A 13849-nucleotide genomic window follows, 5' to 3' on the forward strand; every position below is an offset into this window, starting at 1 on the left:
AAGAAAGCAAAATTAAATGTCTCACAAATTTGGAAATAAAAAAGAAAATTATTTTTTAAATAATCATGTAATTTTTGGTTTGACAGGTAGTAAAGATTTAGCTAGTAAAATTTGTAAGTCATTAGGAATTAATTTGGGTAATATCGAAATTAACCATTTCGCTGACGGAGAAGTTTATGTTAGATCTGACATTTCATTAAGAAACAAGGATGTAATTTTAGTTCAATCTACATCAAAACCTGTAAATGAAAATATTATGGAATTGTTGATTGCTATTGATTCAGTTAAAAGAGCTTCTGCAAAATCTATTACTGCTTTTATACCATATTACAGTTATGCGAGGCAAGATCGAAAATCAAAGGGCAGAGAACCTATAAGTAGTAAATTAGTTGCTGATTTATTAGCAGTAGCAGGCGCAACAAGAATTGCTTTAACAGATATTCATAGCGAGCAAATTCAAGGTTTTTTTAATATCCCTGTTGATACATTACGTGCTGCACAAGTTATGTGATGTAAATTGCTTACTCAATTTTCTAAAAAAGATTTAGTAATTGTTTCACCAGATTATGGTGGTGTAAAAAGAGCTAGAAAAATAGCTGAATCATTTAATTTACCATTGGCAATTATTGACAAAAGAAGACCAAAGCCTAATACTGCAGAATCAATTAATGTTTTAGGCGAAGTTGCTAATAAAAATTGTGTATTAGTTGATGATATGATTGATACAGGGGGAACTATTCTTTCGGCTTCTAAATTATTAAAAACTAAAAAAGCCAAAAATATTATTGTTATGGCAACGCATGGTTTGTTTAATGGTGATGCAATTAAAAATTTTAAACAAGTAGCTAAAGAAAAAACAATAAATAAAATTTATATTACAGATACAATTGAACCAAGAAAAGAATTAAGTGAGATCTCTAATTTAGAAATTGTTTCATTATCTAATTTTTATTCTAAGATTATTAAATGTTATATTTATGGAACATCTGTTTCAAATGTTTATCACGAGTATGATAAATGAGCACAATCAAAAGATCTAGCAAGCAACGCAAAACTATTAAAGAAGTTGTAGTTGTTGAAGGTAAAACTGATACTCAAAAATTACAAAAATTGTTTAATGTTGAAACAATTGAAACAAACGGATCAGATTTAACTAAATTAAAAATAAATCTAATTAAGAAAGCTTCTAAAAATCAAGGTGTAATATTGTTTTTAGATCCCGATTATCAAGGAAATAAAATTCGTAAACAAATTGCTCAGCATTTGGATTCTTATAAGGAATGTTTTATTAAAATTAGTGATGTTGATTCAAAATCTAAAAAAATAGGTATAGCAGAAGCTAATGATGATGCGATTATCGATGCTTTAAAAAACCACATAACAAATATTTCAAATATACAATCTATTTCATGAAATGATTATTTGAATTTTGAATTGAATAACAAAAACAAAAGATTAGTTATTTGTAATTTTTTAAAAATTCCTTATAGTAATCATAAACAATTATTTAAAAAGTTGAATTTGTTAGGCATTACAAAAGAAGAATTAGGGAAAATAGTTAATGAAAGAAAAGAATAAATTTTTTGTAATAGCTACACCTATAGGAAATTTACAAGAAATTAATCCACGAATAATTGCAAGTATTGAAAATTGTGATTATTTATTTTGTGAAGATACAAGAATAACTCAAAAATTATTAAATCTAATTAATATCAAAAAATTTCCAAAACTTATTAGTTATCATAAATTTAATGAAAAAAGCAAATTAGAAAATTTAATAAATTTAATTCAAAATCACACATGTGGTTTAATTTCTGATGCTGGCTATCCATCTATATCTGATCCTGGACAAATAATTATTAATTCCATAAGAAAACAATTACCTTTTTATAGTGTTGAGGTAATAAATTGCTCAAATGCAATAATATGTGCTTTAGTGGGTTCTGGTTTTAATACTTCTAATTTTTATTTTGCTGGTTTTTTAAATCGTGATAATTTAGATAAAGAATTGGAATTATTAAAAAACATTAAAACAACAATTGTCATATATGAATCTGTTCATCGAATTCAAAATACTTTGTTAACTTTAGATAAACATTTTCCAAATAAAAACTTATGTGTTGCAAGAGAACTAACCAAACAAAATGAAACATATTATTTTGGTTCAGGATCAGAAATATCTAAACAATTAATTTTAAAAGGTGAATTTGTTATTATTTTAGATAACCGAGATGAATTATATTCTAAAAAAATAGCAATAAATTCTAATCATATTTCAGAGGTTAAAGAATTATTGAATTTAAATGTTAGATTAAAAGATGCTTGTAAATTTGTAGCAAAAAAGTCTAATATAAGTAATTCTGAACTTTATAAATATTTTCAAAATAAGAAAGATTAAATAAAATGGCAGATTTTTTAGCAAATAAAATGCGGCCCAAAACAATTAAAAATGTTTTTGGACAAGATCATTTATTAAATAGTAATGGCATTTTAACAAGAATGGTTAAAGCTAAAAAACCCTTTTCTTTAATCTTTTATGGAAAACCAGGAATAGGTAAATCTACTTTAGCAATTTCATTAGCAAATGATTTGAAAGTTCCATATCAAATATTTAACGCAGCAAATGATAATAAAGAAAAACTTAACAACATTTTATCAATAGCTAAAATATCTAAAAGTTACATTATAATTTTGGAAGAAATTCATCAGTTAAATAGAGACAAACAAGATATTCTATTATCTGCATTAGAGCAAGGTCAAATCTTTATGTTTGCTACAACAACAGAGAATCCATTTTTTGTGATTAATCCCGCAATTAGAAGTCGATGCCAAATTTTACAATTAAAACCATTAACAAACGATCAAGTATTTGAGGGTTTAAAAAAGTTAATAAATGATTTGAAAATAAAAAACATTGATTCAGAAATTTTAAAAAACATTTCTTATAAAGTACAAGGTGATTTACGTGCAGCATTAAACATTATTGATGTAATAGTTAATTTGTATTCAGATAAAAAAATAGATAAAAAAATTTTAGATAATATAACTAATGAATCATACATAACTAATTCTCATTATGATGATGAATTCCATAATTTAAAATCGGCATTGCATAAATCTATTCGAGGTAGTGATGTTGATGCCTCACTTCATTATCTGGCTAGATTAATATTAAGCCATGACTTGGTTTCTATTTCTCGTAGATTAATAATGGTTGCGTATGAAGATATAGGATTAGCAAATCCCAATTTATGTATGCGCACTTATTTAGGTTTGCAAGCTGCCAAAGAAGTTGGTTTTCCAGAAGCATCAACAATTTTAGGTAATTTAGTAATTGAATTAGCATTATCTCCTAAATCTAATTCTGCTTATTTAGCAATTAATGATGCATTAACAGATGCTTCCAGTGGTAATTCTTATGAAATTCCAAAACATCTTTGAGATAGTCATTATGCATCAAGTTATAAATTAGGTGTTAAAGGTTATAAATATCCCCATGATTATAAAAATGCATGAGTGGAACAGCAATATTTACCAAATGAAATAATTGATAAACAATATTATTTTCCTACTGAACACAGCATTAATGAAAAAAAATTAACAGAATGGTTGAAAAAATTGAATCGGTATAAAGAAGATTAATTTTGTCTAAAATATTTTTTTAAAAATAATTTAAAAATAATTCACATAATTCAACGATAACTCATAGGTAGAGATTTAAACTTAAATTTTCGATTTGTTTTGAATGAAAACATACTTTGATTTAGTAGTTTGCGAAATTTGTTCCGCATAATATGAATAGCAACAATTTCTTGAGCATCTAATTTCAATAAATTTAAACAAATTTCAATCTCCGTTCGATAACGTTGATTGTCTCAAGGTTTAGTCATTGAATTACCTATTCTTTTGTAATTGTAAATACCCATTGGTTTTTTAATGTGATAAATGCTTTCTGCTAAATAAATAGCATTAGCTGTATATATTGCATCTTGATAAGATATTTTTTCTTTTAATTCAGGTAGTTGATAAAAAAGTTTGTTATTTAAAAATTTACCCAATGGTATGCAAAAAGGTGTTTGTGCTTGAATTTTATTTTTTGTTTCTTTAACAAAAACACTATATGTAGGAACATAAAATTTTATTTTGTTTCCTTTTTTGTAAAAATCCCCAATCACAAGATCGTAATTTTTATTTAAATTGTTAACACATTCCAATGCATTTGGCAAGTATGTATCATCAGCATCTAGAACTGTAATGTATTCTCCTTTTGCTAAATTTTGAGATTTTACAAAATTTATAACAGAACCCCAATTGTTATTTTTTTTATAAAAATATTCAATATTTAATTTTGTTTTATTTTTTCATTCATCAACAACTTGTTTTGTATTATCTATTGATTCATCATCAACAATTAAAACTTGAATATTTTCGTGTGCAAAAGTTTGATTGTTAATTGATTCTATTGCATTTTTTAGATAGAAAGCATTATTATATGTTGGAATAATTATTGTAAATTTATACATTTTTAATTAATTTCAAATTTGTAAAAAATAAAAACTAGTCAATTTATCTTTATTTTTTTATTATTGTGTTTCATAATATTATAAATATTTAAAAATTAGATACAAACTACATTAATAAATTTATTTGTAAACTTTATAAGTTATTGCAAAAAAATAAAAATAATTTTATAATTTACTTGTAAATTAATACATAAATTTCTTACATGTTATGAATTAAAAGTACTTTAAGTATTTTTATGTATTTATTAGAGAGAATATAAGTTGACTTATAAAAGAATTTTTTTAATTCTAAGTCAACTTTTTTCTTTATATTTACCATTAAACCATTAGCAATTTTTATTAAAATTTTTATCAAAGGAATTAAGTAAATGAAAGTAGAACATGCTAGAAAAATTGGTTTTTTTAGTGCATTAGCAATGTCACTAGGAACAATTATTGGAATAGGTATTTTTTTTAAAAATATTCCAATAATAAAAGCACAAGCAATAGAAAACAGTGATATGTTTTCTTTTTGAAGTGGCATTGTTTCTTGAATTATAGCAGCAGTAATTATTTTGTGTGCTGCAATCTCTTTTTCTAAAATAGCTACAAATTATTCATCTAATGGTGGTTTAGCAAGTTGAACAGAAAATTTATCTAGAGAAGTTTCGACAACTAGACTAGGTGGAAAAATGAAAATTCAATATCTAGGTAGATTTGTAAGAATTCAACATTCAGCTTATTACTTAGGTATTTTCGCGGGAGTATTACCTTTTCTAGCAGTTGAAGGTTTATATAATGCAATTGACATAGCTGTTAATAATACACCATCTGGTCAAGTGCATTTTGGATATATATTTTTAGGTGGTTTTATAATATTAATATCATTAATAGGAATTAATTTTTTGAGCTCACGTGGTTCAAGATCTTCTTCATATATTCAAAATACTTCAATGCTTTTAAAAATTATTCCTTTAGGTATAGCTTTAATAATTGGTTTATCCAATATTAATCAATCTAATATTTTAGATAAAAATGTAAATGATTTAATGAATTCGCCTATTAAAGATTTATATCCAACAGATATTACAAAACAATTAATTCCTACGACAACTATTTTTAATGTTAAGGGCATGTTTATTGCTTTGCCAAGTATTTTATTTGCTTTTGATTCATTTACAAATGTTGGAAATCTACCTGATAGAGTCAACAATCCTAAAAAAACTATTCCAATAGTTTTAGTGGTTTCAATTATTATTGCATCAATTGTTTACATTTTGATTGCAATTGGTGCGGGTTTTACTGGTTTTGGAGATGTTGGAACTATTTTTAAAACTCTTGTCCCAGATAATTTGGCAAATGCAGCTAGTATTAGAAAAGGTCTTGATATAACAATTAACATTTTTGTTACCATAAGTGCAATCGGAGTTGTTAATGGAATGTCATTTACTCTTTTTGAAAGCTGCAAATCTTTAATTGGTTCTGGGCAAATTATGGGTTGAAAAAAATTAAGTGTATTGAATGAAAAATACAACAATAGAGGCACATTAATTCTAATTTTAATTATTACTTGTTCATTTAACATCATAATTGGTTCTGTTGCTACAATTGTAAACAATGATGCTCTCGTGGATTCGGTTACAAATTTTCCAACGTTATTTTTTATACCAATATACGCAATAGTCTTATTGCTTGGTTCTATTCAAAGAAATAGATTTGTTCGTAACAGTAAAACTATATCTTTTGAAATTATTACAGGAATTGCTATCTTAGGTTTTTTTGTTGTTTTTGGTTACTTCTTTTTTTATCAATATATTTATGAAGTAATTGCTAACGCTAATATGGATTCTAATTCTGGATTATTTTTTAATTCAAATATTGGAGCTCAAAAATGAAAAAATTATGATGATGCAATAGTTTTTTGAGTTTTATTAGCTTGATTTATAAGCTTTCCATTTATTAATCACTTTGTTATCAAAAAAACAGGCGGATATAAAGTGAGTTTTAATGATGCTATTATTGAACATAAATAAAATAAATATAATATACTAAATCAACTTTAATAATTCTTAAATTATGCAAATTAAATGAAACAAGCAAATCAAACTAAATTTCAACTTGTAAGTAAGTATAAACCAGCAGGCGATCAGCCTAAAGCAATACAAACTTTAGTTAAAAATTTAAAAAATAAAATTAAAAATCAAGTTTTGCTTGGAGCAACTGGTACTGGTAAAACTTTTACAATTGCCCATGTAATTCAAGAAATAAATAAACCAACTTTAGTTTTAGCCCATAACAAAACTTTGGCTGCTCAATTATATTCTGAATTCAAAGAATTATTTCCTAACAATGCAGTTGAATATTTTGTTTCATATTTCGACTTTTATCAACCTGAAGCTTATATTCCCAGAACAGACACATACATTGAAAAATCATCAGTTACTAACCAAGAAATTGAAATGTTAAGATTAGCAACATTAAATTCTTTAACATCTAGAAAAGATGTAATAGTTGTGGCTTCTATAGCATGTATTTATCCAAGCGCCCCGCCTGAAGATTTTGAAGAATTTAGAATTATTATTAAAACAAAAAACCAATATAAAATTAATGAATTTAAACATAAATTAGTTTCATTAAATTATAAGTTTAATCGTATTGATTTATCCCCTGGTAATTTCAGAATTAATGGAGATATTATCGATATTGCACCAGGATATACAAATGAATTTTATATTCGGTTATCGTTTTTTGGAGATACTCTTGAAGAAATAGTGAAAGTTAATCCTATTGATGGTGTTGTTTTGGAAAGATTAACAGCTTATGTAATTGGTCCTGCAGATGAATATCTAATGAATCGAGATCGAATGGATGAAGCTTTAAAAAGAATCAAGGATGAATTAAAAGATCGTTTAATGCAATTTACAAGAGAAAATAAATTACTTGAAGCAGAACGATTAGAACAAAGAACTAATTATGATTTAGAAGCATTAAAAGAATTTGGGTTTTGCACAGGTATTGAAAATTATGCTCGCCATTTAGAGTTAAGAGGACCTGAAGAAACTCCTTATACATTATTTGATTATTTTGGTAAAGACTGATTAATGGTTATTGATGAATCTCATATGTCTGTACCTCAAGTTAGAGGAATGTATAATACTGATAAATCTCGTAAAGAAAGTTTAATTGAATATGGTTTTAGATTACCTTCAGCCAAAGACAATCGACCTTTAAATTTTGATGAATTCCAATCAAAACTTTCAAATGTAATTTTTGTTAGTGCAACACCTAACGAATGAGAAATTGATTTTTCAAAAAAACACGTGATTGAACAATTAGTTCGACCTACTGGTTTAGTTGATCCTGAAATTGAAATTAGACCCACAAAATATCAAATTGATAATTTAATTGAAGAATTACACAAACAAATAGCAAAAAAACAAAGAACTTTTGTAACTGTAATGACAATTAAAATGGCTGAAGATTTGACAGAATATTTAAAAGAACGAAATATTAAAGTTGCTTATTTACATAATGAATTAAAAACATTGGAACGTTCTTTAATAATTAATGATTTGCGACGTGGTAAGTATGATTGTGTAGTTGGAATTAATTTGTTGCGTGAGGGTTTGGATGTACCCGAAGTTTCATTAGTTTGTATTTTTGATGCAGATAAACCAGGTTTTTTTAGAAGTGATAAATCCCTGATTCAATTAATTGGTCGAGCTGCAAGAAATATTGAAGGTAAAGTTATTATGTATGCTGACGTAATAACTCCCGCAATGAAAATTGCAATAGATGAAACAAATCGTCGTCGAAAAACACAAATTGAATTTAATAAAAAACACAACATTAAACCCCAAACAATTGTTAAACCAATATATGATGATTTAAGTAACAAAGAAAGCGCTAGAGATTTACAAAATTTTGTTTCTAAAAAGAACAAAGGTGAGAAAGCTACTAAGAAACTAATTGAAAGTTTTAGAATTGAAATGTTGGAAGCTGCAAAAAAGCAAGATTATGAACGAGCTGCTGAATTGCGAGATATTATTTTAGAATTAGAAGCACAAATGCCTTATACAAAAAATAAAAAGAAAAATAAATAGTAAAAATTATGTGTGGTATTATTGGTTTTATTGATAGTCAAAAAAATGTTATTCCTAACATTATAGAAGGTTTAAAAAATTTAGAATATCGTGGATATGATTCTGCTGGTGTAGCTTGATTTGAAAGAACTAACTTTAAAATTGTTAAATCTAAAGGCAGAATTAATTTTCTTGAAGACAAATTAAAAAAAATTAAAAATCTAAATTCATTTTGTGGAATTGGACATACACGATGAGCAACTCATGGTGAACCTAAAGATGTTAATTCACACCCCCATTTAGGCGGAATAGATTCATACAATTTTGCAATTGTTCATAATGGTATTATTGAAAATTATCAAGAAATTCATGAATTTTTAAAATCTAAAAACTACACTTTTAAATCTGAAACTGATACAGAAAATGTTGCTCATTTAATCGATTATTATTATCGTTTGAATCCAAAACGTCCTATTCAACAAATTATCAGAAAAGTCTTAAATCAAATTAAGGGCTCTTTTTCTTTTGCTATTATTCAAAAAGATCGTCCAGATCAAATAATTGTTACTAGACGAGATAGCCCTTTATTAATTGGATTAGGTAAAACTTTTAATATAGTTTCATCAGACACAACAGCATTAATTAAGCACACGAAAGATTACATAATTTTAGATGATAATGAAATAGGTATTATTAAAAGTAGCAAAGTTACTATTTTTAATAAAAATAATAATCCTATTAAAAAACAAATTAATAAAATTACTTGAGATATTTCAAAATCACAAAAAAACGGTTTTAAGCATTATATGCTTAAAGAAATTCATGAAGAACCTAAAGTTGTTGAAAATATTACAAATGTTTATTTAAAAAAGAAAAATTTTAATTTTGGTTTTAATAATGAAATTATTAAAAAACTTAAAAATATTGAAAATATTTCAATAGTAGCTTGTGGTTCTGCTTTATACGCTGGAATGATTGGAAATCAATTATTTGAGAGTATAGCTAAAGTAAAAAGCTATTCTTATGTTGCAAGTGAGTTTAGATATCAAAATCCTATATTAAATAAAAATGATATTTGTTTATTAATTAGTCAATCGGGCGAAACAGCTGATACGATTGCTGCTTTAAGAGAAGCTAAATCAAAAAAAATATTAACAGTTGCAATAGTTAATGTTGTGTCATCAACAATTGCTAGAGAAGCAGATGTTGTTTTATATACACATGCTGGACCCGAAATTGCTGTAGCAACAACCAAAGCTTACCTTTCACAAATTAGCTTGTTATCACTTTTGGCTTTATATATAGGCAAATTAAAACAAAAAGTAACTGATAATGAAATTGATAAAATTATTAGTGATTTTTACAAATTGCCTAAATTAATTCAAAAAATTTTAAATAATAAAAAAGATATTCAAAAATTAGCAACAAATTATTATTCACATAATAATGTATTTTTTATAGGTAGAGGTTTGGATTATGCTTCATGTTTGGAAGGTTCTTTAAAACTTAAGGAAATATCTTATATTTATTCAGAAGCATATGCTGCTGGTGAATTAAAGCATGGCACAATATCTTTAATTGAAAATAAAACATTAGTGATTGCTCTCGCAACTCAACCCCATGTTTATGAAAAAATGATCTCAAATATTGAAGAAGTAATTGCTCGTGGAGCTTCTATATTAATGATTTCAAATAAAAAAATAGATAAGAAAAAATTAAAAATTAAGAATTTAATTCAAGTACCTGAAATTAATTCAAATTTAACTTTTGTACTAAATACAATTGTTTTACAATTATTTGCTTATTATATTGCAATGAAACGCGGATGCGATATAGATAAACCAAGAAATTTGGCTAAATCTGTGACTGTTGAGTAATTCAAAATTTTTATATTATATATAATAATATAATCCAAATTTAGAACAAATTTCTCTTGTTGCTCCCTTTAAATTTCGAATTAAAAGAATATAATATTTAGTATCAAAATTTCAAAATATGTGCATTAAAATTTTTTAAAAATATATGTATGTATTGTTGAATTGAATAAAAAATATTTGTTAATAATTTAGTAGAGGGAAACAAATATGGCTAAGCTATCATGAAAAAAAGTCACATTTTTTTTAACTAGTTTTGTATTATTATCTTCAACATTAATGCTTACTGCTTGTGGCACAAGCACTAATGATAGCAATTCAAATAGTTCATCCGATCAAAATCAAGATATAAAAAATAAAGTTAATTTAATCTTTGCGGGTGTTCAAGACTATATAAACAAAGATTTAGATAATGTTAAAAATAGTCTTCCCTCTGATTATTTAGTAAGCATTAAAACGGGTTTGGATTCAATTTTTGAACAAAGTGGTTTAAATGTCTCAGGATTAAAAATTATTTCAGATGATACTTCGGGAATTATAGAACTTTCTTATAAAACTGAAAATGGATTAGTTGTTAAAACTACTATTAGTGGATTTAAAAAAGATACAGAAGAAAATAGTCCCACTCCTGAACCAACTCCCCCAATTGAATCTAATCCCAATCCATTACCACCACCTACGCCAACACCATCAATTACTCTAGATCAATTTAAATCAAAAATAGATGAATGTTTTGAAAAATTAAAAAGTTATATAGATTCAAACAATTTAAAAAATCAATTAGCTTCACAATCAGAATCAAATATAGAAGCAGAATTAAGAAGATTATTAGGAAATGTAAATATAACTATTAAAACATTAAGTCTTACATATAATGATACAGATGGTTATATATTAATTAACTATACTTTGACTTATGAAACTTTAGAAGTTTCCAACAATATAAAATTAGAAAACTTTAAAACTAAACAACAACTTAAAAATGAAGTAGATGGCAAAATAAAAGAAATTTTTTCTAAATTTGAAACACAGTGTGAGGCATATAAAACAAATTTGCCATCTAGATCAATTTCTGTGATGCAAACCAATTTAGAAAACTTATTTTCAAATGCTAATTTAACACCTAATGTAATTGAAATTGTTCCTAATGATGATAATGGTTCAATAAAAATTAATTATGAATTAACATTAAATGGGTTAGATCCTATTAAGGATAGTAAAGAAATTTTTAATTTTAAAACAAAATCTAAATTTGAAGAAGAAATAACAGATAAAGCAAATAAAATTCTAGAATCGTTTCAAAATGAAATTTCTAGCAACAGTGAAATTATTAAAACAAAACTTCCATCTGAATGTGTAGATCAACTTAAAGAAAATTTAAAAAAAGCATTTATTGGCGCAGGATTCACAACAACTTTAACTAGTGCAATTAATTTATCAGAAGGTTCAATTACAATTCAATATGAATTAGTTTTAGATGGTTTTACAATAACAAATAGCATAAAATTTGAAGGTTTCCAAACATCAGAACAAAATAAACAAGAATTACAAGACAAAATTGAATCTATTTTTACAACATTGCAAAATGATCTTACTAGTAGTAGTTCAACAATAAAAACTTTTGCTTCTGATTGTGCTGATCAAATTAAAACACGTTTACAAAATGTATTTAGAGAACAAAACTTAGAATTTACATCACTTGAAACTATTCCAAATAATAATGACGGCACATTAACTATAAATTATGCAATTTCTAGTAATGGGGAAACAATAAATGGTAGTAAAATTTTTACAGGATTTTCACAAATAAAAAAACCAACAGCGCCTACTCCAACCGTTCCATCAGATAAATATGAACCACACTTGCGTGAAAAAATACCAGAAATTCGTATTGATACAGAAACAAAAAATAATGAATTTGCAACAAAAAATTATTGAACTGATGATTCAGATATAAAACCCAATTTTCCTTATATTAATGCACAAGTATCAATAAACGATCCAAATGATGAAAATAATGACAAAAGCAATTTAACAGGTCAAGTTAAAGTTCGCGGTAACTCTACAACTAAGTATAAAAAGAAACCATTTCGTATCAAGTTTGACGCAAAACAAAGTATGCTAGGGTTAAATAATAATGTCCAAGCTAAAAATTGAGTTCTACTTGCTGATTATAAAGATTTAACAATGTTAAGAAATCAAGTTGCTTTGTATTTAAGTAATCTTTTAAGTAGACCGCAAGGATTGTATGTAACTGATTTTAGAACAGTAAAATTATATTTAAATAATGAGTATTGAGGTCTGTATTTACTTTGTGAACAAAATGAGGTTGGTCCAAATAGAGTTAATATTACAGAAACACCTAAATATTATACTGGTACTGACATAGGTTATTTATTAGAATTAGATACTTATGCTATATGAGAACCAGCACTTGAAAAATTTGATATAGATTATGATGGCGGAAAACCATTAACACCTATTAATCAATCTAAAAATCCAAATGATGATTCTCCTGATTATGAGGATATTATTAATACAGATTTTGATCCAGCCGTAAGATCTTATGTTATTAAAAGCAAAATATATAGTGAAAATCAACGTGATTTTATTCAAAAATACTTAAGTAACGTTTATTGTATTTTGTATCGTGCTATTGTTGAAAAAGAAGCATGAAAATTTAATGATGATAAAAGTAGTATCATAAAAGATGATTCAATAAATATAGAAACCGCTATAACAAATGTATTAGATGTTGACTCTGCAGCAATTACTTTTTTAATACAAGAAATTGCTTGTGATTCAGATTTATGACAATCTAGTTTTTATATGACAGTTGATTTAGGTCCGAATGGTGATGGTAAATTGCGTTTCCAAGTTCCTTGAGATTTTGATAGTGGATTTGGATTTGATAAACATTATGGAAATATTAATATAAATTGAGCTGCAGGTAGTTATAGAACTGAAGGCGGATTTAGATATGGTGGTAATGTTTGAACTATACTAATGTATAAATCAGAATTTATTAAATCTAAAATTATCGAACAATGAAATAAAGCAAAATCAAATAAAATGTTTGACAAAATATTTGGATATATAGATTATTGTTCAACTAAATATGTTGAAGATTACAAAGAAAATTTTGATAAATGACAAAATATTGGCGATTCCTTGATAGCAGCAATTAAAAATGAAACATATGATTCTGGAGAGGCAGACATATACATGGCGTTTCCTGAATTTGCAGAAAAATGCAAAACTCAAGCCGATGCTGCAAAATACTTAAAATTATGATTAAAAAACCGTCTAAATTATTTAGAAACTAATTGAAATTCTTCAGAAGATGGTAGCAAAAGATAAACATTAAAATTATTTTAATTTTTGTAAAAGT

The 13849-nt window shown here is 25.8% G+C and carries 9 protein-coding genes; 8 read left to right on the forward strand and 1 reads right to left on the reverse strand.

Translation table 4 applies throughout. The features are described 5' to 3' along the window. Positions 1-16: 16 nt before the first annotated feature. Genes T397_RS0100555 through T397_RS0100570 form a run of 4 tightly spaced genes read left to right on the forward strand, consistent with a single transcriptional unit; the run spans position 17 to position 3642 of the window. Complete coding sequence (locus T397_RS0100555) at positions 17-1072, forward strand: ribose-phosphate diphosphokinase (RefSeq protein WP_052663037.1); 1056 nt, start codon at positions 17-19, stop codon at positions 1070-1072. Beyond that, positions 1018-1578 carry a ribonuclease M5 gene (rnmV, locus tag T397_RS0100560; protein WP_052663091.1) on the forward strand — a complete coding sequence of 187 codons (561 nt, stop codon included), beginning with the start codon at positions 1018-1020 and terminating at the stop codon, positions 1576-1578. Before T397_RS0100555 ends, rnmV begins: the two co-directional genes overlap by 55 nt. After that, entirely contained in the window at positions 1562-2398 is an 837-nt protein-coding gene (gene rsmI / locus T397_RS0100565; RefSeq protein ID WP_027123768.1) for a 16S rRNA (cytidine(1402)-2'-O)-methyltransferase, read from the forward strand. The genes rnmV and rsmI overlap by 17 nt, the downstream gene beginning before the upstream one ends. Positions 2399-2403: 5 nt before the next feature. Beyond that, positions 2404-3642: a replication-associated recombination protein A gene (locus tag T397_RS0100570; protein ID WP_027123769.1), complete on the forward strand. Its 1239-nt coding sequence runs from the start codon at positions 2404-2406 to the stop codon at positions 3640-3642. Here T397_RS0100570 and T397_RS0100575 read toward each other — a convergent pair. Continuing rightward, positions 3639-4523 carry a glycosyltransferase family 2 protein gene (locus T397_RS0100575; RefSeq protein ID WP_036448550.1) on the reverse strand — a complete coding sequence of 295 codons (885 nt, stop codon included), beginning with the start codon at positions 4521-4523 and terminating at the stop codon, positions 3639-3641. The genes T397_RS0100570 and T397_RS0100575 overlap by 4 nt on opposite strands. 368 nt (positions 4524-4891) lie before the next feature. On the opposite strand from T397_RS0100575, the gene T397_RS0100580 reads away from it, so the two are divergent. From T397_RS0100580 to T397_RS0100595, 4 genes are all read left to right on the forward strand, one after another. Then, positions 4892-6535, forward strand: coding sequence for an APC family permease (locus tag T397_RS0100580; RefSeq protein WP_027123771.1), 1644 nt, complete (start codon positions 4892-4894; stop codon positions 6533-6535). Between the two features lie 54 nt (positions 6536-6589). Next, positions 6590-8605, forward strand: a complete 2016-nt coding sequence (uvrB, locus tag T397_RS03750) for an excinuclease ABC subunit UvrB (protein WP_052663038.1) — start codon at positions 6590-6592, stop codon at positions 8603-8605. 8 nt (positions 8606-8613) lie between these two features. Next, the gene (glmS, locus tag T397_RS0100590; protein WP_027123772.1) at positions 8614-10461 is read left to right on the forward strand and encodes a glutamine--fructose-6-phosphate transaminase (isomerizing); all 1848 of its coding nucleotides are present in this window, start codon (positions 8614-8616) and stop codon (positions 10459-10461) included. Between the two features lie 207 nt (positions 10462-10668). After that, a complete protein-coding gene (locus T397_RS0100595; protein ID WP_027123773.1) occupies positions 10669-13818 on the forward strand; it encodes a CotH kinase family protein in 3150 nt (1049 codons plus the stop codon). The last annotated feature ends 31 nt before the right edge of the window (positions 13819-13849 follow it).

The organism is Mycoplasmoides pirum ATCC 25960, from assembly GCF_000685905.1.
GTDB classification, from domain to species: Bacteria; Bacillota_I; Bacilli_A; order Mycoplasmatales; family Mycoplasmoidaceae; genus Mycoplasmoides; species Mycoplasmoides pirum.